A 20785-nucleotide genomic window follows, 5' to 3' on the forward strand; every position below is an offset into this window, starting at 1 on the left:
CACGACTGGTTCCATCGACGGCTGCCGCTGGCAACGCGCCCCGTGTCAGGCTCCCCGGCATGAATCCCAAGACGTCGGCACGGATCCTGGTCGTGCTCTCGATCCTCTACGGTCTCCTGATCGGCCTGCTGGGCGCCCTCGACGCCGCCGTCGCACCGGCCGCCATCGTCGGCGCCGTCGTCCTCGGCGGGCTCTGGACGCTGCGCGGCATCCTGATCACCCGGCACAGCGACGGCGACCGGGCGGGGTGACCACCGACGGCTCACGGGTGTCTTGACGTCCACGGTCGCTACCAGCTGTCGGGCGGCGTGAACTGGCTGAGCGTGAACCGGGCGCCCTGCGGGTCGCGGACCAGGGCATGCCGGGTCCATAGGTTCTCACCTGCCGCGACGATCGTGCCGCCGAGTCGCTCGGCCTCGGCGGCGCTGCCGTCCCGGTCGGCGACGCTGAACGTCACATGCCAGTGCGCCGCCTCCCCGGCCGCAACCGGCACGACACCGCCGATGACGTCGGCGAACCCGGGCGGCGCGGACGCCTGCCGCTGGTGGATGTCGGGGTCGACCGTGGCCGCGAGGTGGTCGCCGTAGCCGGGCACCTGCAGCATGGCCCCGGCGCCGGGAACGTCCACGGCCTTCCAGCCGAACAGCGGCGCGTAGAACGCCAGCGCGGCGTCACCGTCTGGCGTGTGCAGGTCGCTGAAGTTCCAGGTGCCGGGCGCGTTGACGAGTTGGGCACCGGGACGGCGGCGAGCCTGCCACAGCCGGAACCGGGCACCGGCCGGATCGGTGCAGGCGGCGATCCTGCCGCCCGGCCCCGCCTCGGCGGGCGGCTCCTCGACGGTCCCACCGCCCGCGACCACGGCGGCGGCACTCGTGTCGGCGTCGTCGACCGCCACATAGGTGTGCCAGGCCGCGACGCCGGTCGCCGCACCGATCGCGGCGACGTCGCGACCCTCGAGGGAGGCGATGCGGTACTGCGGGGCCACCTCGGTGAACGCCCAGCCGAACAGCTCGCCGTAGAACCGTGCGGCGGCCGGCAGATCCGGCTGCGTCACGTCGACCCAGCAGGTCACGCCGTGCGGGTAGGTCCTGGTAACGGTCATGGCGGACTCCTTTCCTCACCTGCGACCGTAGGCCGGGATCCGGTCAGCCCCTGTCCGCACCTGTCTCAGGTCGAAGGAGTTGGGGCAGCACCTCGAACTGGTCCGGGGTGCGGCTCTGCCATCCGGGCAGTGCCCGGATCCGGGTCTGTCCCTCTTTGACGGTGTCGTAGACGCGCTCGCCGACGACGAAGTCCCGGGCCATATCACCGGATCCGCTGTAGACGACGACGTGATGGTCCGTCTGCTCGTGGCTGCCATCGGCGTCGGGGACCGAGTAGGTGCGGGTGAACTTGCGCACGGCGACCCCTTCGACGTGCGTGCGGGCCCGCTCGAAGTCGTGCCGCCGTCGCCGCATCAGCGCGGCGCGACAGAGCCCCACGAGCAGCCGCAGCCCGAGAGCGCCGAAGTAGACGTAGAGCAGGGGCATGGCGAGGTCGCCCAGGTCCCAGCTGTCGGAGTTGGACACGACGCTGAGCAGGCCGGCCGTCCACAGGATCGCGGCGCCGTAGACGATCCAGACCGGCCAGGCACTGAACCGGATGATCGGCGGCTCCTGGATCCGCCACTGCCGCCAGCCACCCCGGTCGTCGTGGACCCAGCCGGTGCCGTCGTCCCGCAAGGCGGTCAGCGGGCTGTCGTGCACCTGGCCGGACGGCCCGGCGACGGCCGCTCCGGCGCGGGTCAGGACGAGCTTCCTCAGCGTCGCCTGGAGCAGCCACGCGTGTGCCCCGCCACTGAACAGGAAGGCGCAAATGCCCACCGCCAGGCGGGTGTCGCCCTCCAGCGCGGTCAGGGCGTAGGTCACCGGGGCCAGCGAGCCGCCGGCGACGAGCAGGAAGTACACAGGGGCGGCTATCCGGTCACGGATCAGGCCACGACTGCGAGCGTCCCCGACGACGGCGTTGCTGAAGCCCTCCCAGTTCTCCGCCGCGCCTGGGCCTTCGTGGAGCACGTGCAGCGGCGCTGACTGCTCGGCACTCTTGCCTACCACTGCGGACACGTGCCGCAGCACCTGCTCCTCGCCGAGGCTCAGCGGCCGGCCGTCGCCAGGCCCGAGCCTGACCTGATTGCCGTGACCGGCAAACCAGCCCCGGCGCATCATGCTCGCATACGTGGCGTTCACGGCCGGGACAACCCAGTCCTTGACCCGCATCGCCAGCATGACCTGTGTCGCGGGCGGGAGCGAGGCATCGGCCGTGAGGCGATTCGGCCGTGGCGGCCAAGTCAGCAACAGCGTTGCCGCATATGCGACGAACCAGCCTGCTTCGATCACAGCCGCGATGAAGAGGTCGGTCACGCGCGCAGCGTAACGGCCCTGCGCAAGGTCGACACCGTCCACAACGGACAGACGCACCGGCGTTGCTGGGCGCCGTCGTGCAGGTCAGCTGCGGGTGAGGTCGTGCAACAGTTGGTGAGCGAGCTTGCGGGCGTGCCAGAAGGCGGCCCAGCGGGCGCGTCCGGGGCCGATCGGCGGCACGCCGGTGACCGCGAGGAACAGGTTGACGGCAAAAGGTTCCAGGACGTCGACTTCGGTGACCCGGCGCATGATGCGGTGGTGCCCGGTGTGGTCGTCACGGGACAGGGCGAGGTAGAGCGTGGCGAGGTCTCTGCCCGGCAGGTACATCCCGGCCCGGTCGAAACCGATCAGCGTCACCCGGCCGGACGGGAGTTGCTTGAGGTACAGCGGCGACAGGTTTCCGTGCGCGAACGTCCGCACCGACCCGCACTGCTGGACCAGATCGTGCAGCCGGAGGGCGTCGTCGTCCGTGCAGGCTCCTGCCCGGCGGCGTTCGTCGATCGCGCGGTGATAGTCGACCTGCCACACCGCTGCGTCGGGCGGATCGGGCTGCCACGTCGAGAGGTGCACGGCCGCGGCGATCGCGCTGCGCATCTGTGAGGGCGTGAGCGGGCCGCCGGTGTCGCCGTCGGTCCGTAGCAATGTGCCCGGGCCGCCGCTGAGCACCAGGAGCCGGTCGTTGTCGCTCCACCTGTACGCCCCGTTGACGACGGGCGGCGGCACCGGTCCGAACGCCACATATGTGTCGATCCGTCGGTTGAAGCGCCTGCGGGCCCGCGGGGTGTCGGCGATGCGAATCTTGATCGTGACGGCTTCGGCGTGGAGTCGCCCGGTGAGCACCACCTCGTCGCGGATCGAACGGAGCGGGGGGCGCGCGTCGAGTTGCAGTCCCGGCAGCGCGGCGGCTGCGTTCCACAGCGCGGGCCGGCCGGCAGGCTCCGGGTGCGTCCTGCTGACGGGATCGGGCGTCGGCGGCGTCGGCTGGGCCCGTGCTGCGGTCCGGCTCGTCGAGGCCGTTGCCGGGCGGCTGAAATGCTTGCCGCACTGCGCCGCATAGGCAACGACCTTCTGCAGCTCCTCGCCGGTCCAGATCCGGGGGCGGACGTCGATGACGCAGAACGCCCCGAGGATCTGGCCGGTGGCGGTGACGATGGGCGCCCCGGCGTAGGCCACCGTTCCGAGGTCGCCGATCGCCTGGTTGTCATGCAGGACCGGGTGCCTGCGGGCGTCGGCGACGACGAGCGGGCGGCCCGAGCCGACCACGTACTGGCAGAACGAATGCGTCAACGGTGTGCTCCGGTGCCGCTGCCACGGCTCGGGCAGCCCGCACGCGCCGGGGAAGCGCTGATGGTGCCGGCCGACGATCGACACCAGCGCGACCGGCGCACCCATGACGTCCCGGACCGACGTGACGAGGTCGTCGCACCAGGGGTCGGCGGTCAGCTCCCCGAGTGCTGCCACTGCCCGGAGTCTCATGGGTTCGCGCACGGCGGCCGCGGTCTGCACCGGATAGGTGGCGTGCATCGCTGCCCTGACGTTCACCGGCCCCCCTTTTGTTCGGTCTGTGGCCTGCCCGGTTGTCGGGCAGAAATCCGCCGGGGGTGCCCACATCCAGGATCGAGTATGCCGGTCGCAGCAGACATCGGGGTTTCGGTGGTTCTCGTGGCGGAGATGCGACTGACGATGTGTTGAAGCTGGACACACGCTCCGTCAATGCGGCAGGGTGGCGAGGGACATGTACACACGGTCACCGTCGGTGGGCAACAGGGACGTCAGTATAGGTCGGAGGTCCAAGACATTGCCGAGTCGTGGTAGCACCTGGCATGGCGACCTCTGGAAGACACTCGTCCCAGGTCGTCGGTAATGCCGGACTTCGAGAATGCGCCGCGTCACGCGGCGGCACGTCATGTTCGCCGTGCACGCCTGCACGATGCGCTGACCGCCATCGTCCGGCACGGGTCCGTGCTCCTGGCCGCGCCGGCCGGCGCCGGCAAGACCGCACTGGTCCGGACCTGGTCCGCCGAGCAGCCCAGCGCCCATTTCCGTGATCTTGGCTGTACCGCCGCGCCGGTACCGTCGAGCGTGACGCCGCCCGGTGCGCACGGCCTTGTCGTGGTGGACAACGTTCAGCACGCCAGCGCGCCGCAGCTCGATGAGATCATCGGACTGCTCGCTGCCCCGGCGGGCCCGCGGCTGGCGCTGGCGGGTCGCTGGATACCGCCGCGGTTGCGTACCGCCGCGGCAGCGACCGGCACCAAGGTCATCGGCGAGTCCGCGCTCGCGCTCACCGAGACGGAGACCGCCCAGGTCTGCGCCCGCTACGGCAGCCTGCCCCCGGACGTCGTCGCCGAGGTGTTCGCCGTTACCGGCGGATGGGCCGCGGGTGTCGTCATCGCCGCCACGAGCATGGCCGGTGATCCCGTCGGGACCGAGCATCACCTCCAGGAACTGCTCGTCACGGCGCCGACGCTGCACGACTATGTCGTCGGTGACGTCCTGGTGCACCTGTCCGACGAGGATCGCCGTGCGGTCTACGAGACCAGCACGGTCGAGACCGTCTGCGCGGCCCTGTTCACCGCCCTGACCGGCCGGGCGGACGCCGCGCACCTGTTGCGGAAACTCGCCCGCGACGCGATGTTCGCGGTCCACGTCGGCGTCCGCGGCTGGTACCAGTACCGCCGGTTGTGGCGCATCGCGCTCTACAGCCACATGCAGCGCCATGAACCGGGCCGATTACGCACCCTGCACAGCATTGCCAGCCACTGGTACGCCGCCCACGGCCGCTACCGGGAAGCCGTGCATCATGCCGCCGCCGCGCAGGATCACGCCCGTGCAGCCGAACTCGCGGACAGGTACCACGTGGACATCGTCGCCGCAGGAGCACAGGTCGCGTTGACACCGGGGCCCCCGCACACCTGGGTCGCCCCGATCGCCGTCTCCGGAGCGCAGGAACGCCACGCCGCGCGGCGGCCCGCGGCGGCCGCCGCTGCTGCGCCGGACGCCGCGCACCTCGACGCGGGACGTCTCGAGGAACGCGCTGCGACCGTCATCCTGGCACTGCACGACGACCGCCCATCGGAGGCACGGGCCGCCGTCGCCGGATGGCTGCGCGCCGCCCAGAAACTCGGGCCCGCCCCCTACGCGCGGGCGCTGCGACACTCCGCGACCGCGGCACTGCGCCTCGACAACCTCGACACGGCCGCACACGAAGCCTCGCTCGCCCGCCGGATCCTCCAGGACCACGGTGTCGCCGGCGCACACGACGACGGCTGGGCCCGCATCGTGCTCGCCGCAGTACACGTGCAACGCGACGAGCTCGATGCCGCCACCGACCAGCTGTCGGACCTGGCCGTCGACCTGTGGCACGTCGACGGCCCGCTCAACACGGCCGAAAACCTGCTCCGTGCGATGATCGAACAGCAACGCGGCCACGCACAGGCGGCCCTGCACACGACCTACAGGCTGATCCACACCGACACCCCACCGCCGGGCCTGCACCTGCTGCATGCCCAGCTGCTGCTCGCCAACGGCTACCGCACCGACGCCGAACGGCACGCGGCAACGCACGCGGCGGACATCACCGTCCCCGCGCGCCGCCTCCTCGACGCGGAACTGCTGCTTGCCCGGGGACATGCCGCTCGCGCCGCCGCGGCATTGCAGCCGTTCGTCCAGCATGCCGGCGAACCGGTACCACACCGCATCGATGCCCTGCTCCTGCTCGCCGAGGCAGCCGCACAGACCGGCGACCGCCAGCACGCCGTCAACCTGCGCAGCCTGGCGCGGTGCCTCGCCGTGCCGGCCGGGATCCGGCGGCCGTTCCTGCTCGACCGGTTGCGCGGCGGCGGCACCCACGACGCGACGCCCACCGGGACCGTGCCGGCCGTCACCCGCCGATCGACCGCACCGGCGGCGAGACTGACCGACGCCGAACTGGCCGTCCTGGCCCAGCTCGACAGCCTGCTCACGGTTGTCGAGATCGGTGCACGTCTCCACCTCACCGCCAACACCGTCAAGTCCCACATCAGCAGCCTGTATCGCAAGCTCGACGTGCATCGCCGCCGCGACGCGGTACGGAAGGCGGCCGACCTCGGACTGCTCTGACGCGGACGCCCTCACCGGTCATCCGCCCGGTGACGCGGTCGGACGCTACAGTCGCGGGACATCGTGAGCCGGGAGGCATTGCATGGGGACCTGGGACATCGGCCAGGCGCCGCGCGATGCCGCTGAGGAGACCGGCTTTCTGGACTCCCGCGAGGGTGGGCGGGCCAGCGCCGCCGCTGCCGTCATCGTCTCGCAGTTGCCTGGCGGGGTGCCGCTGACGTCGTCGTACGCTCCCGACTTCCTGATCGACGGCGACCGGGTGAAGGTATCGGCGGATCTGCCCGCGTTGGCGGTCCGTGCCCTGGACCGGGTCCTGGCCGCGGACTCGGAATGGTTCGAGCTGTGGGAAGAGGCCAGCGACCCCGACGCCGCCTTCGCTGTGGTCCGTGGCCTGCGCGCTCAACTACAGGCGTCCAGCGGCTCGGCCGAGCCGCTCCTGCCGCTGCTGGAATAGCCCGAAGCCGTTCGCCGTCCTGGCTTCCACCACGGCCAGATCGTAGCGATGTATGTCCATATTCAAAGGCTTGCTCACCATACGTATGACGTATACTCTCTGGTCGGGTCTTCGCTGGCCTGAGGGCGAGGTGGCGGCCGGTCGGCAGCGCTGCCGCCCGACGGTCCGAAGCGTCGCGACCTGCGCCTGTCGTCGGTGCGCACAGGCACAACGTCGCGGCGCCGTTCGACCACGCCCGCAAGGCATCCACGGACATCCGACTCGGCGCGACGGCACCGTGCGCGGCCGCCGATCGATGCCCGGACGGCGAGCCGGCCCGACCCCGCCGATGCGATCACCCACCGATGTGGTTCACCGCCGAACGACGGCCGGCGAGCCACCGATGGGAATGAGGAAAGGACCGAGGCGTGAAGTCAGCGTTTTCCATCGCTGGAAGGTCGCTCGTAGCAGTTGCGGTGTTCGTCGCTGCCGCGCTGCTGCCGGCCGTCGCAGGCCAGGTGCCGGCCGCGGCCGCCACCCAGGCAACGTACTACGTCGCCCCCGACGGCAACGACGCCAATCCCGGGACGATTGCGGCTCCGTTCAAGACCGTGCAGCGTGCGCGGGACGTCGTTCGCACCGTCAATGCGAACATGACCGGCGACATCTACGTGTACGTCCGCGGCGGGACCTACCAGGTCACCAGCACCATCGAATTCACGCCGAGCGACTCGGGCACGAACGGCTACCGAGTCGTCTACGCCGCCTACCAGAACGAGCGTCCGGTGCTGGACGCCGGCGTTCAGGTGACCGGGTGGACGCAGCACAGCGGCAACATCTGGAAGGCCCCGCTCAATCGGAGCAACAAACTCCGGGCGCTGTACGTCAACGGCAAGCGGGCGTTCATGGCCGCCAAGACGATCAACTCGGCCGGGTGCTACGGCACCTACAATGTCAGCGCGGGACAGGCTTCCTGGGCGTGGGAGTCCGGTTCCGAATGTGACGGGTCCAAATACAGCCTCACCGACTTCCCTGCCGTCCCCCGCAACCAGGACGACATCGAGATCGAAACGGCGACGACCTGGACCACCGCCATCGTGGGGGTTCGTCAGGTCACCACGAGTGCTGACGGTGCGAACCGCGTGGCCCTGTTCCAGCAGCCCGGAGCGGCCATCGCGCAGGGCGCGTACAACGGCGACGCACAGGCCGGCGGCAGCCACAAGGTCATGAACGCGTACGAGTTCCTGGACACGCCGGGCGAGTTCTTCTTCGACAAGACGAGCCGGGTGTTGTACTACTACAAGGCCGGTTCCGAGGACATGACGACCGCGCCGGTCTTCGCGCCGAACAACGTGTCCACCGCGCTCCGGGTCGCCGGCTCGTCCACGAGCAGTCACGTTCGGAACATCACCTTCTCCGGGCTCACCGTCGAGCACTCGGACTGGAACCTGTTCAACGTCGCCGGCTCAGCCTTCAAGCAGGCGCAGCAAGGCAATCTCGGTGCGTCCGTGTATGCCAAGGGAAACTTCCACGCCTACTACTACCGCAATGTGGACGTCGCGCCCGGCATCGTCCAGATCGAGAACGCCGACGGGATCCTGCTGGAACGCAACCGGATCCAGCACACCGGCGCCGACGGCGTCAACATGGTCAACGACGTGCAGAACACCCGGTTGATCGGGAACTTCACCAACGACATCGCCGGATCCGGGATCACGGTGGGCCATCCGCAGCACATCTACATCGGCGACGGCACGTCGACGAATCACGAGAGGTACTCCGCCCAGGTCGAGGGCCTGAGCAAGAACATCGAGATCAAGAACAACTACATCTACGACAGCGCCGTGTTGTTCAACGGCCACAGCCCCATTTCGGCGTACTTCGCCGACACGCTGACCATCCAGCACAACCGGATCGAAAAGGCTCCGTGGTCGGGCATCACACTCGGCTGGGGCTGGTGGAACTTCGACGGATCGTCGGGCTCGATCGCGCCGAACCGGCCGACCACGACGGCGAGGAACAACACCATCAGCTACAACCACATCATCGACACGGTGCAGCGCCTCAGTGACACGGCACCCATCTACACGCTGGGCAGCCAACCGGGGACCACGATCAGCAACAACTATCTCGAGGGCGTCCCGGCCGGGCACAAGTACGGCCTCCACCCGGACGAGGGATCGGCGTACATCACCTTCCGGGACAACGTGCTGAGCGTGGACAAGAACGTCACGTGGCTCATCAACTCCGACGACTGGGGGCGCAAGCACGATCTGAGCATCACGCAGACCTACGGCGCCATCAACAAGGTCTCCAACAAGGTCCTGCCGAACAGCACCGTCCAGGACATCCTCGTCTCTTCCGACTACGTCTGGCCGGCCGCGGCCCACGCTATCGCCGTGAACTCCGGACTTGAGGATGCGTACCGCGACATCCTTGCGCAGGGTCAGGTCTCCCTGCCGGACTACGCGCTGCCGGCCAGCACCTTCGTCGGCAGCAGCACGGCGACGATTCCGATCCGCAGCACCGGCGACGCGGCCAGGACCGTGTGGCTGGCCCCCTCGGGGACCACCACGTTCGCCGCCGGTCCGACGATGACCAGGGCAGGCGGCACCGCGACGAGCATTGCCGTGCCGGCGTCGTCCGGGGAATATCGGCTCTACGTCGTGGACGCCCAAGGGAACCGGTCAGCCGAGTCGAAGTGGATCGTCCGGCAGCAGGGTGGCGGCAGCAGCGGCCCGCAGAACGTCATGATCGTGGGTGGCGCGTCCGGCCGGTGCGTCGACATCGGCGGCACGAACCCGGCCAACGGCGCCCAGGCCCAGCTGTGGGACTGCCACGGTGGCACCAACCAGCGCTTCACCTCCACCTCGGGTAAGCAGCTGCAGGTGTTCGGCACCAAGTGCCTGGACGCCAGCGGCCGGGGCACGACCAACGGCACGGCGGTGGTCATCTGGGACTGCAATGGTCAGACCAACCAGCAGTGGAACCTCAACGCCAACGGCACCATCACCGGTGTCCAGTCCGGACTGTGCCTGGATGCCAACGGCGCCGCCACCGCCAACGGCACGAAGCTCATTCTCTGGTCCTGCAACGGCGGCGCCAACCAGCAGTGGAGCCTGCGCAACTAACGCATCTCCGGCGCCGCTGATCGCCGGTCGTTCGAGCGGCCTGGAGCAACGGACGGGGGAGCAATCCCGTCACCGCGCTCCAGGCCGACTCAACCATCACCGGCGATGTGTGTGTGGGGGGCCTCGGCCGCGGCCGGTGCTACGGCGTGCAGCTGGCCGGGTGTTCGGTGCTGGTGCAGCTGTCGCTGCCGGTCCCGCCGTAGACGACGTCGTTGCCGTTGCCGGCGGTGACGTGGTCGGCGCCGCCGAGGGCGCAGACGTCGTCGGCGTTGGTGCTGGTGAGGGTGTCGGCGCCGGCGGTGCCGATGATGGTGCGGCCGTGGGCGTTGGTGACGGTCGCCGTGGTCGTGGCGGTGTTGTCGCCGGGAACGGGGTCCGGCTGGTCGGCGTGCGCGGCCGCGGCCGTGGTGACGGCGCCGGTCGCTTGCGCCTCGACGCCGATCTGGACGGTGGCGGTCGCGCCGGGCGGCAGTGCCGCGCAGGCGGCACCGTAGCCGCTCGACCCGCTGTGCAGCAGGGTGGCGGTGCCGGTGTCCGTGTCCAGATAGGACAGATCCCAGCCGGGTGTGGTCGGTCGTGAGCCGGTGTCACCGCCGCCCGGCGGCGCCCAGCGGCTTGCGGCACCTGCACGACGGCGGCAGCCCTCTTGAGCCGGCCCGATTCGTCCGAGGCTCTGGAAATAGCCGGCCGACTACGCAGAATGGCGGATTCATTTCGTTCCGTATTGCGGGTCGGGTTGGCACCTTGCCGATCTAAGTCATTCTTAACGAACGCCTGTTGACCGCTTAATAAAGAACGTGAATGCATTTCACCTGCCCGCTGGGCCGATTGCCGTCAGCTTGACCGTGCGGATGCCTGTCACCCATACTTGGCGCCAAGTTGTTATCGGGACGCTCCGGTGCCGCGTAGCGGGTGCGGTGCTGCAATCCTCCGGCGTGGGGCTCCGCGACACGAGAAATAGACGGATGATGGCGGGCAAACATTGGAAGCCGATTACACAGCCGGCGTCCGGACGGTTTCGAAACGTGGTGCGGCACGCGAGACGGGCTTCCGAATGGTGGCGTAGCTACGAGGGTCGGTGTCAAGCGCCGCTCGTGGCCGAGATTCAACCCCACATCTCAGGGGCCCGGCGGCTCGCTTATCTTTTGTACGGCGACTGGTTCGCGGCCGACGCCGCACTGGGCCGGGCCGTGCGTCGGCTCGTCACGCCGTGGCGGCGCTGGCTGCACCGCGGCATCGACGTCGACACGCTGCTCGCCGACGACCTCGTGCGCCATTACGTTGTGGAGCGCGGCTCCCGGGTCAAGGGCCTGTGGCGGTGGCTTCCCCGGCGCCGGGCGCGGCTCAGTCGCGCGCACCCGGACAGCATCGCCGCCCAGCCGCTGCTGCTCGCCACCCTCGAAGACCTCACCGCGCGGCAGCGGGCGGCCCTCGTCTGCCGGCACTACCGCGGGATGGACTCGGCCGTGACGGCCGGGGTGCTGCGCAGCAGCGAGCTCGACGTGATCGCCGACCTGATGGCCGCCAGCGGTATCGTGATCACCGCAGTCGACCCGAATCACGACGGATCCGGCCGGGCAGAACCCGTCATCCTGACCGGCGAGGTGGTCGAGCAGTGGGGATAGCCATGACCGACGATGAGCAGTTGAAGCAGGTGCTGCGCGAGGTCGCGTCCGCCCCGCCGCCGGCCGCCGGCTTTCCCCTGGTCACCCAGATCCGGGCCGCGTGGCGACGAGCGCTGCTCGTCACGCTCGTCGTGGCCGCCACCGCGGTGATCGCTGTGCTCTTCGTGTCGTAGCCGACGGCGGCCTTCCGATCGTCGCGGCGCGCCCGGCACAGCGCCGCCGGCTCGGCCGGCATCACATGTCCACGCGGCCGCCGCTCACGGCATCGACCAGGGATCAACCGGTCCCGCCGTGCGGACAGTGCCTTACAGGGGCACGGCGGCGCCGAGGAGCAGCCATGCCACGGCGGCGCACACGGCGCCGAGCGGCAACGCGACGATGACGAGCGAGGCCGGGGACCACCACTCGACGCGGCGGTTCACGCGGGCCGGCAGGCCCTGGATGCGCAGCGGGGCCAGCTCGTCGCGCGGCGCGGTGAGTGTCGTGACGGCAAGGCCGGCGGCGCCGAGCAGCACCGAAAGCGCGCCGGCGAGCAGGAAGAACCGCAGGGCGAGCGCCGAACCGGCCCGGCTGAGCACGGCGCGCTCGTCGGCGACGGTACGCCGGCCGACGATGCTCAGCCCGGCGGCGGTGAGTGCCTCGGCGATCGAGGCAGGGGCGTCGCGGGCGAGCCACACCTCGCCGAGGTTGGTGAGCTCCGAGTCGGTCGCCGCCCGGTCCGCGACCTCGAGGTCGACGAGCGAGCCGCGTGCACCGAGCCGGGGCAGCACATCGGCGTGCCCGACGACAGTGGCGCCGGCCGGGCCGTCGAAGGAGGCGTACGCGCCGTCCGGCGGGAGCGGGCCGGTCGACACCAGCGGGAGGGCGGCCGGGACGTCGGGCGGGAGGAGGCTGCCGGCTTCGCGGCGCGGGGACGGCGGCAGCGTGATGCTGAGCCCGTCGCCGACGGCGGAGGCGGACGCGCCGGACGGCATGCGCCACTCGGCGGTGAACGGCTGTCCCTGGATCGTGTGCAGCGTGAGCCGGGCCGGCGCGCCGAGGTGGGTCGGCAGCCCGATCTGCAGTGACACGAGCCGGCAGCCGGCGGTGCAGGCCGGTGACGGGGCGGTGTACGTGTGCCGGCCGAGCGACAGGGCCCCGAAGTCGACCTGGGCCCGCGGGACGCCGCCGGCCGGTGCGACGAGCGCCGTCAATGTCGCCGGCTTGCCCGCGAGGTCGGCCGCGGTCAGGTCGACGTGCACGGTGGCGCCTGTGATTGTCAGGCTGGGTCCGGCGGCCGGTCGCAACCGCGCGGCGAGCGCCGGCAACGGCTCGGGGGAGTAGCCGGCGCGCCAGTACGCCACCGCCGCCAGCCGCGTCGAGTCGACGGCGAGCGACGCCGGCAGATGCGCGGTCACGGCCGGGATCGGCACGGCGGCCATCGCGTAGCGGCCCTCCGGGTCGGCCGCCCTGGTGGCCCGCAGGAGCTGGGTCCGGGTGGTCCGGTCGATCGACAGCACGGTCGGCGCGCCGACCGTCAGCTCGGCCCGGTGCTGCTGGTCGCGGTCGGCGACCACGGTGGCGATGCCGGCGAAGCCGAGCGAGCCGAGCGCCACGACGAGCAGCACCAGGAGCCGGTGCGCGGCCGGCCGCCGGGCCAGCCGGAACGCGGTGAGCGCGGCGACGAGGGCGCCGCGGCGCAGGCTCCACGGCCAGCCGGGACGACAGCGGCCGCAGCAGCCGCGCCGTGAGCAGCGCGAGCGCGGCGATCACCAGGGCCGGGGCGACGAGCGTGACCCCGGTCAGCACGCCGGTGCGTTGCTGGACGACTGCGGCGCCGGCGAGCAGGATGAAGGGGGTCTCCACGAGCAGCGTCCGCGCCCGGGTGGTGCCGCGGTCCACGTCGCGCAGCAACGCGACGACCGGTGCGCTGACCGTGCGGAACTGCACGGCGAGACCGGCGAGCAGCGACCCGAGGACGGCGATTGCGGCGTAGGGCAGGATCGTGGCGTCGATGCGGGCCGGGGCGGGAGCGGCCGCGCCGGCGACCAGCCACCCCAGCAGCACGCCGGCCGGGGCGCCGGCGAGCATGACGAGGACCGTCTCGCCGGCTGCGAGCCACCACAGGACCCGCCTGGGTACGCCGCGCAGTGCGACGACGCCGAACTCGTAGCGATGCGCGCGGGCGACGTTGGCGACCGCGAGCAGGATCACCGCCCAGGCGAGGACGACGACGGGGATCGCGGCGAACGGCATGACCCGGTGTGCCTGCTCGCGGTTGCGGTCGATGCGGTCGAGCAGGTCGGGCAGCGCGGTGCTGACGCTGACGCGTCCGGTCTCGTCGTCCGCGGCCGTATCGGCGAGCCACCCGCGCAGCGCCGGAAGCCGCTCGATGGTGATCGCGCCCTCGGCCGCGTGCGCTTCGAACGTCTGCAGTTCGCGTGGGTGGTCGACGCCGGCGAGGGTGTTGCGTGCGACGTACAGGGGGTCGTTCTGGTAGTTCTGCTCGCTGTGGGTGGCGCGCCCCCAGTACAGGTCGCCCGGGTCGCGGGGCCTGACCAGCCCGACGACCGTCATCGTCCACGGCTGACCGGCGGGGACGAACAGGTTGAGCGCACTGTTGAACGTGCTGGCCTGGTTGTTCACCCGCTCGCCGACGGCGAGCCCGAGCCGCTCGGCGAGCGCCTCGCTGAGGACCGTCTCGCCACCGCCCATCAGGCACCGTCCGGCCACGATCACCACCTGTGCGCACAGGTCCTCACGGAACGCGATGCGGCGGACCTGGTCGCTGCCGGCGGTGTCCTGACCGGCCGGCATCGCGAGGAACTCGGTGCTGAAGACGCTGACGAACCCGTCCAGCTGGACCTTCTCCGCGGCGAGCCGCTCGAACTCGTCGGGCATGGCACCGCCGGTGGCCCGCTCCACCGGTGCCGACACCCAGAGCGTGCGCTCGGCGTTGCCGGCGTGCCGGACCTCGCCGACGACCACCGCCCGGTCGATCGCGGTGAGGTAGATCGGTGCCGCCACCGCCGCGGCCGTGGCCAGCACCGCGAGGAGCCACAGTGCCAGTGCCTGGCCGCGCCGCGCGCGCAGCATCGCCAGCATCAGCCCCGCCATGGCCGCCCGCTGGTCCGATGGCGTGGGGTCAGCGCGCAGCCGGCGAACAGCGCGGCGATGACCGCAGTGGCGACGGATCGGTGATCGCGCGGGCCGCGGTGGCGGCGAGCACGGCGGTCAGCGCGGCCAGCACGGCCGGGGCCAGCGCCGCCCAGCGGCCCGCCGCGTCCAGCGCCCGGGCCGGCACGCCCTGGCGGCGCAGTGCCACGAGTTCGTCGCCGCGGGCACGGCGCTGGACGGCCGCGATGACCAGGAGCGCGATCGCGGCGGCGAGCAGCCCGAGCAGGCCCATCAGCAGACCGAAGCGGGCCGCCGCGGCCGGGCCGAACCGCGCCTGCCGGGCGTCGGCCGCGCCGACGGAGTCCTCCGCGACGATGGTCAGCCCCGCGTCGCGGAGCCGGTCGGTCAGGTCGGCCGGCGCGGCGGGGGCGAGCCAGACCTGGTGCCGCTCGGCTCGCGGCGGCCCTCCCGCGACACGGTCGGCATACTCGAGGTCGACCAGGATCCCGCGCGTGCCGATGCCCGGCAGCAGCGGCGCGGCGATCGGTGCGACGGGCACCGCCCGGCCGCCGAAGGGGTCGATCATGCCGGTGCGCCACTCGTCGGACGCGGGCAGCCGTCCGGCCACCGCGGCCGGCAGCGGCACAGGCGCGTCGACGACGTAGAGCCGGTCGTCGACCGGCAGCTTCGACAGTCCGGCCGTGACGGCGGCGAGCGAGAGCCGCCCGTCGTACGAGCGCATGCTGATCGTCGCGGCGATGTTGCCGGCGCCGGTACGCCAGCGGCCGGGGTCGGCGAAGACGGCCGGCGTGATCACGGTCCTGCCGTCGGCGTCGAGTTGCCGCAGCTCGACCGCGCGCCCGCCGGCGAGCTCGAACGAGACGAGGCGGCAGCCGGGACGGCAGTCGGGCACGCTCGCGGTGGCCGTGCCGCCCGTGCCGTCGATCGGCGTGAACCGCGCGGTCACCGGGACGCCGGTGGCCGCGACGACGAGCGTGGCCACCAGCACCGGTGATCCGGTCGGTGGGTGGGCGCCGGCGTCGGGCAGACCGACGGCGGCCGGCACGCTCGCCACCAACGTGAGGCCGGTGCCGGAGAACACGATCGGCGCCGGTGCCGCCGGCCGCAGACGGCGGCTGTCCAGTGCCGCCGGGGCGGCGAGCACGTACGGCAGCCGGGGCGAGTCGACAGCGAGCACCGGCTCGCCGCCCGGACCGACGCCGGCGACGACGGCCATCGCCTGCCGGCCGCCCGGGTCGGCGGCCCGGACCGCGGTGAGCAGGCGGACCCGGTCGCCCGAGGCGACGGTGAGGACCCGCTGCCCGCCGACCTCGACCTCGGACCGGTGGTGCCGGGCGTCCCTGGCCTCGGCCCAGTCCTGGGCGGCAACCACGAAGAGACAACCGGCCGCGGCGAGCAGGGGCAGCATGCGGTATGCCGAGGAGCGCCGCGCCAGCAGCAGCGCGCCGAGGCCGGCCGCGATCCGCCCGTTGACGAGCGCCGAACGGCCCACGGCCGTCGCGGCGGGCACCAGGAGCCGGCCGACGAGGATGGCCGCCGATGCGGCCAGCATCCCCGGGGCGAGCAGTTGCACGCCGATCGTGCCGCTGCCGGCGAGGCTCTGGTAGGTGCTCGCCGCGGCGAGCCCGAGCACGCACACCTCGACCACGGCGGTGCCGAGCCGCGGCGGTCTCGGGGTGGTTGCGCGCAGGAGCCGTTCGACCGGCAGCCGGGTGGTCCGCCAGTCGGCCAGGACGGCGCCCGCCAGCGCGGCGGCCAGGACACCCCGGCGATCTGGAGCCGGCCCGGCCCGCCGGCGAGGACCCCCACGAGCGCGCCTGCCAACGTCCCGGCCGCCAGCGGCACGGCGGTCTGCCCGCTCGTGGCCGCGAGCAGCCGCCAGCGCCGGGCACCCCGCAGCGCGAGCTGTGCGGCGTCGAACCGGCGCTCCTCGGCGGCGTATCGGGCGGCGACCGCCATCGCCACCCAGCCGATGACTGCCAGCTGGGCCGCGGCGAGCAGGACGCCGCGCTCCACGACCCGCCGGTCTGCGGCGATCCGCTCCGCGAGCGCCCCTCCGGTCGTGCTGACCTGGAGCGGGACGCGACGCATCCGTTCGACGGCGGACGCCAGGTCGCCACCACGGGTGAACACCGAGGGACTGAGCATCGCGTCGAAGGTGGCCCGGACGGTGGCACCGGCGGCGGCCACCGTGTCGAACGTCGTCCAGGCGGCATCGGCGGCGGTGGCCCAGTACCACGACAGCGGGTCGGCCGGGTGGTAGATGCCGACCAGCCGGAGCGACTGCCGCGCCGACGCCGGGCCGGTCGTCACGTCGAGCCGGTCGCCGACGCGCGCGCCGAGCCGCTCGGCACTCTGCCCGCTGAGGACCACCTCACCGGTCGCTTGTGGACAGTGCCCGTCGACGACGGCGTTGTCGCACAGCGCTTCGCGGTACCGGAGCGGGAGCTGGAGCTGCCGGTCACCGGCGGTGAGCGTGCCGGCGAGTTCGACGCCGACCGACTGGCCGTCGACCGGCAGCGCCAGCGCCCGCAGGGCGGAGGCCGCGAACGTGTGCACGACCGTCTCGCCGGCCAGGTCGACCGAGATCGTGCTGTTCGCGGAGACGGTCCGCTGCGCCTGCGGCGTGGCGGCGATGCGCGCGGCCGTGGCGGTGTCGGTCGCCCGCGACGAATACCACGGCGCGAGGCTCAGCGCGGCGGTGACGAGCGCGGCGAGCAGGAACATCGTGATGGACGCCACGCGGCGGGCGACGAGCGCGCTCCAGATCAGCGGGATCATGCGCCGTCCGGAGCCCGGGCGGGGTCCGCCGGGCCGAGGTCGATGCTGGCCGCCCGAAGCACCGGATCAGTGTAGGGACAATCCGGCCGCCGGCAATCCCGCGAGTGCCGGCCTGCACGGTCCGCAACCAACCCTGTTCCCGGCGCCACCGCTCACCCCTCGCACGGCCGCGGGGTTCACCGGCCGGCCGTGTGGCTGAGGGTCGTCAGCGCGCGCTTGTCCGGCTTGCCGGCGGGCGTGAGCGGCACTCCGGTGATCACCCGGATGGTCCGCGGCACCGCGGCGCCGCCCAGGGCGGCGGCGACCAGCTCGCGCAGCCGCGCGGGGTCGGGTGTGTGTCCGGTGGCGGGCACGACGTACGCGTGCACGGCCTCGCCGGTCACATCGTCGGGCCGGCCGATGACGTACGCCTCCGCCACGGCGGGGTCGGCGGACAAGGCGCGTTCGACGGCGCCCGCGTACACCAGGTTGGCCTCGACGATGATGACGTCGCGAACCCGGCCGGTCAGGTGCAGGTAGCCGTTCGCGTCCAGGCGGGCGAGGTCGCGGGTGCGGACCCAGCCGCCGGTGAAGACCTCTGCCGACTCGGCCGGGTCGGCCCAGTACGCGGTGGCCTGCGCGGGTGTGCGGACGAACAGCTCGCCCTCGGCGGCGGGCCGGCCGGACGCGTCGCGGATCGACAGGTCGATGACCTCGGGCGGGCGGCCGACCGTGGCGAGCACGGCGGGATCGCTCAGCAGCTCGGCCGGGGTCGCCATCGCGATCATGCCGGTCTCGGTCTGGCCGTAGCCGTGGAAGACCACGGGGCCGAGGACCTCCAGGGCCTCGGCCAGCCGGCCCGGCGCCAGCGGTGAGCCCGAGACCAGCAGCGCCCGCAGGCTGCCCAGGTCGGCGGGGCGGGTGCGCTGGTCGTGCACGAGCCGGTGCAGCTTCCCGACGGTGATGACGCTCGCGGTGGCCCGGTGCCGGGCGATCATGGCGGGGAGGTCCGGCTGGTGGGCGGCGACCAGCGTGCCGCCGGCGGCCAGGGTCAGGATGCCGTACTCCAGCATCACCTGACTGCTCAGCGACCCGAAGACGAGGTAGCGCCCCAGCCGGCCGGCGAGCTCGGCGACGGCCGGCGGCCAGCGGTCCGGGTACGGCGCCCAGGCGGCGCTCATCGCCGCGTAGGTCTGTGCGCAGCCTTTGGGGGTGCCGGTGCTGCCGCTGGTCCAGATGATCCGGGCGATGTCGGCCGGGCGCCCGGCGGCCACGAGTGGGGCGCCGTCGTCGGGCGCGGTCAGCAGCCGGGCCAGGCCGGCCTCGTCGACGAGCCGGGCGTCGTCGCTGCCGAGCAGGTGGCCGAGCTGGTCCGGGGTCAGGCCGGGCCGGATCGCGGACACCCGCGCGCCGGCGGCGAAGGCGGCGATGATCGCCGCGAGGGCCTCCGCGGTGACGCCGAGCCGCAGCGCCACGCCGTCGCCGGGTCGCAGCCCGGCCGTACGGAGCCCGGCGACGATCCGGCGGACCAGCCCGGACATCTCGGCGGCGGTGACGACGCGGTCGCCGTCGGAGAAGACCGGGCGGTCGTCGCCGGTGGCGAGCAGGTCCAGCACCGGCTGCGGCCAGAGCTCAGCCGGCATCGGCCAGCACACCCTTGATGAACAGCACGAGCGGCTGGTGGTGCACCGCGGGCAGGTTCCAGTGGTTCTCCAGGTTCTCCGCGAGGTGGTGCACCGCGACGACCGCGCCGTCGCGGTGTACCCGGACGACCGGGTGCAGGTAGCTCGCGTCATGGGCGGCCGCGGCGTCGTTCTCGGCGATGCGGGGGACCGTGATGTCGAACGGGTCGACCTGGTCGTGGTCGGGGCCGTACTCCAGCGTGGTCACGAAGGCGAGCGGCACCGGCCCGAGACCGCCGTCGCGCAGGTAGGCGACCGGCACCTCCTCGTGGTACCGCGCCGTGCCGCCCTCGACCGTGACGACGTCGCCGAGGACCGCGAACTGCTGCCAGAGCGCCGAGGTCCGGTTGATCCGGGCGATGACGGCGTCGGTGATCGCCTCGGGTGTGGCGTCGAGCGTCGTGGCCGGCCACGGCGTCCCGTGATGCCGGGCGCCGAGGATGCGGTGCAGGGCGCGGGTGCCGTAGCGGAAGCCGTGGATGAAGCCGCTCGTGGACCGCTTGAAGTCGCGCTGCTGGGTGAGGGTTCCGGCGAAGTGCAGGCCGGGCACGTTCACCGACTCGTACGCAGAGGTCTGCTCGGGGAAGCGGTCGTTGATGACGAGCCGGGGCCGGGCCGAGGCGTCGAAGATGGAGGCGTCGAAGCGGAAGCCGGTGCACAGGATGATCCGGTCGTAGTCGAGCTGCCGCATCGCCTCGACGGTGCGCGCGTAGCGGAAGTCGATCCGGAAGCCGCCGTCCTCGCGCCGGGCGATCCGCTCGATCGTGCCGTCGAGCACCGCGTTCTGCGACTTGAGCTGATACGTGTCGAGGAAGTTGTTGTTGACCGCGCGCAGATGCCCGACGTAGTGCGACTGCCAGGCCAGCTTGATCGAGTGTGGGCCGGCGACGTGGATGACCGCCGCGGTCTCGATGAGCGCGTCGGCGGTCTCGAAGCCCGAGTTGCCCTTGCCGACGATGAGGACCCGCTGGTTCGTGAACCCGGACGGCTCGACGCTGACGGTGTCGTAGCGCTCGGCGAGCTCCGCTCCCTCGATCGGCGGCACGTACAGCTGGGAGACGCCGGTGGCGACGACGACCCTGCTCGCGGTGTACGCGTCGTCCCCTGCCCGCACGGTGAACCCGGCAGCGTCGCGGGATACCTGCGTGACCCGGGTGTCGTAGCGGACCCGCAGGCCGCGGGCGAAGGCGGCGAGGTACCGGACAAGGTCGTCCGCCTGCGGGAAGTACCGCTCGCTGTAGTGCTTGAACAGCAGCGACTCGTCGTCGGTGAGCAGCGAGTTCCAGTCCGCGCGCAGGTTGAACTCCGGATCGTCCGAGCCGGTCCAGACCTTGTTGATGGAGATCAGCTGCCGGTGCCGCGGGTAGGTGGCGAAGAACGTGCCCGGCGCTGGACCCGCCTCGAGGACCAGGTAGTCGCGGCCGTCGCGCTCCAGCAGGGCGGCGAGTTGGAGCCCGGCCGGCCCGGCTCCGATGATCAGGTAGTCGAGCGTCATGCGCCGCAACGTAACGAGCGGATTTCAGAAGGCTCTGAGAAT

The 20785-nt window shown here is 72.1% G+C and carries 17 protein-coding genes and 1 pseudogene; 9 read left to right on the plus strand and 9 right to left on the minus strand.

Annotation, left to right across the window (positions count from 1 at the left end; genetic code table 11):
• Nucleotides 1-59 precede the first annotated feature (59 nt).
• Nucleotides 60-251 carry a hypothetical protein gene (locus OHA72_RS36055; protein ID WP_327000524.1) on the plus strand — a complete coding sequence of 64 codons (192 nt, stop codon included), beginning with the start codon at nucleotides 60-62 and terminating at the stop codon, nucleotides 249-251.
• A 38-nt stretch (nucleotides 252-289) separates the two neighbouring features.
• Here the strand turns inward: OHA72_RS36055 and OHA72_RS36060 are convergent, their stop codons facing one another.
• From OHA72_RS36060 to OHA72_RS36070, 3 genes are all read right to left on the minus strand, one after another.
• Nucleotides 290-1102: a VOC family protein gene (locus OHA72_RS36060; RefSeq protein ID WP_327000525.1), complete on the minus strand. Its 813-nt coding sequence runs from the start codon at nucleotides 1100-1102 to the stop codon at nucleotides 290-292.
• A gap of 43 nt (nucleotides 1103-1145) precedes the next feature.
• Nucleotides 1146-2399, minus strand: coding sequence for a hypothetical protein (locus OHA72_RS36065; protein ID WP_327000526.1), 1254 nt, complete (start codon nucleotides 2397-2399; stop codon nucleotides 1146-1148).
• Nucleotides 2400-2483: 84 nt separating this feature from the next.
• Nucleotides 2484-4010, minus strand: coding sequence for a GAF domain-containing protein (locus OHA72_RS36070; RefSeq protein WP_327000527.1), 1527 nt, complete (start codon nucleotides 4008-4010; stop codon nucleotides 2484-2486).
• 351 nt (nucleotides 4011-4361) lie between these two features.
• Here OHA72_RS36070 and OHA72_RS36075 point away from each other — a divergent pair, with 351 nt between their 5' ends.
• The 3 genes from OHA72_RS36075 (at nucleotide 4362) to OHA72_RS36085 (ending at nucleotide 10064) form a co-directional block, all read left to right on the plus strand.
• The gene (locus OHA72_RS36075; protein WP_327000528.1) at nucleotides 4362-6500 is read left to right on the plus strand and encodes a winged helix-turn-helix domain-containing protein; all 2139 of its coding nucleotides are present in this window, start codon (nucleotides 4362-4364) and stop codon (nucleotides 6498-6500) included.
• A gap of 82 nt (nucleotides 6501-6582) precedes the next feature.
• Nucleotides 6583-6954, plus strand: a complete 372-nt coding sequence (locus OHA72_RS36080) for a DUF4259 domain-containing protein (RefSeq protein ID WP_327000529.1) — start codon at nucleotides 6583-6585, stop codon at nucleotides 6952-6954.
• A 407-nt stretch (nucleotides 6955-7361) separates the two neighbouring features.
• Nucleotides 7362-10064 (plus strand): RICIN domain-containing protein, encoded by a 2703-nt coding sequence (locus OHA72_RS36085; RefSeq protein ID WP_327000530.1) that lies wholly within the window; start codon nucleotides 7362-7364, stop codon nucleotides 10062-10064.
• 139 nt (nucleotides 10065-10203) lie between these two features.
• Here OHA72_RS36085 and OHA72_RS65030 read toward each other — a convergent pair whose 3' ends face one another.
• Nucleotides 10204-10374 (minus strand): hypothetical protein, encoded by a 171-nt coding sequence (locus tag OHA72_RS65030; protein ID WP_442788758.1) that lies wholly within the window; start codon nucleotides 10372-10374, stop codon nucleotides 10204-10206.
• Between OHA72_RS65030 and OHA72_RS36090 the strand changes: the two genes are divergently transcribed.
• The 3 genes from OHA72_RS36090 to OHA72_RS36100 all read left to right on the plus strand — a co-directional run bounded on the left by OHA72_RS36090 (nucleotide 10292) and on the right by OHA72_RS36100 (nucleotide 11862).
• Nucleotides 10292-10558: a hypothetical protein gene (locus tag OHA72_RS36090; RefSeq protein WP_327000531.1), complete on the plus strand. Its 267-nt coding sequence runs from the start codon at nucleotides 10292-10294 to the stop codon at nucleotides 10556-10558. The genes OHA72_RS65030 and OHA72_RS36090 overlap by 83 nt on opposite strands.
• Before the next feature lie 651 nt (nucleotides 10559-11209).
• Nucleotides 11210-11689 carry a hypothetical protein gene (locus tag OHA72_RS36095; RefSeq protein ID WP_327000532.1) on the plus strand — a complete coding sequence of 160 codons (480 nt, stop codon included), beginning with the start codon at nucleotides 11210-11212 and terminating at the stop codon, nucleotides 11687-11689.
• A gap of 2 nt (nucleotides 11690-11691) precedes the next feature.
• Nucleotides 11692-11862: a hypothetical protein gene (locus OHA72_RS36100; protein ID WP_327000533.1), complete on the plus strand. Its 171-nt coding sequence runs from the start codon at nucleotides 11692-11694 to the stop codon at nucleotides 11860-11862.
• Nucleotides 11863-11994: 132 nt separating this feature from the next.
• Here the strand turns inward: OHA72_RS36100 and OHA72_RS36105 are convergent, their stop codons facing one another.
• The 3 genes and pseudogenes from OHA72_RS36105 to OHA72_RS36115 all read right to left on the minus strand — a co-directional run bounded on the left by OHA72_RS36105 (nucleotide 11995) and on the right by OHA72_RS36115 (nucleotide 16439).
• A complete protein-coding gene (locus OHA72_RS36105) occupies nucleotides 11995-13296 on the minus strand; it encodes a hypothetical protein (RefSeq protein ID WP_327000534.1) in 1302 nt (433 codons plus the stop codon).
• Between the two features lie 388 nt (nucleotides 13297-13684).
• Nucleotides 13685-14785: pseudogene (locus tag OHA72_RS65035) on the minus strand (FtsX-like permease family protein); the annotation flags it as partial.
• Between the two features lie 28 nt (nucleotides 14786-14813).
• The gene (locus OHA72_RS36115; RefSeq protein WP_327000536.1) at nucleotides 14814-16439 is read right to left on the minus strand and encodes a hypothetical protein; all 1626 of its coding nucleotides are present in this window, start codon (nucleotides 16437-16439) and stop codon (nucleotides 14814-14816) included.
• 339 nt (nucleotides 16440-16778) lie between these two features.
• Here OHA72_RS36115 and OHA72_RS36120 point away from each other — a divergent pair, with 339 nt between their 5' ends.
• Nucleotides 16779-17069, plus strand: a complete 291-nt coding sequence (locus tag OHA72_RS36120; RefSeq protein WP_327000537.1) for a hypothetical protein — start codon at nucleotides 16779-16781, stop codon at nucleotides 17067-17069.
• Nucleotides 17070-17276: 207 nt separating this feature from the next.
• A complete protein-coding gene (locus tag OHA72_RS36125) occupies nucleotides 17277-17786 on the plus strand; it encodes a hypothetical protein (protein ID WP_327000538.1) in 510 nt (169 codons plus the stop codon).
• Here OHA72_RS36125 and OHA72_RS36130 read toward each other — a convergent pair.
• Both OHA72_RS36130 and OHA72_RS36135 read right to left on the minus strand, forming a co-directional pair.
• Nucleotides 17764-19209, minus strand: coding sequence for a class I adenylate-forming enzyme family protein (locus OHA72_RS36130; RefSeq protein ID WP_327000539.1), 1446 nt, complete (start codon nucleotides 19207-19209; stop codon nucleotides 17764-17766). The genes OHA72_RS36125 and OHA72_RS36130 overlap by 23 nt on opposite strands.
• Entirely contained in the window at nucleotides 19199-20743 is a 1545-nt protein-coding gene (locus tag OHA72_RS36135) for an NAD(P)-binding domain-containing protein (protein ID WP_327000540.1), read from the minus strand. The genes OHA72_RS36130 and OHA72_RS36135 overlap by 11 nt, the downstream gene beginning before the upstream one ends.
• Nucleotides 20744-20785 lie beyond the last annotated feature (42 nt).

This window comes from Dactylosporangium sp. NBC_01737 (assembly GCF_035963215.1).
Taxonomy (GTDB): domain Bacteria; phylum Actinomycetota; class Actinomycetes; order Mycobacteriales; family Micromonosporaceae; genus Dactylosporangium.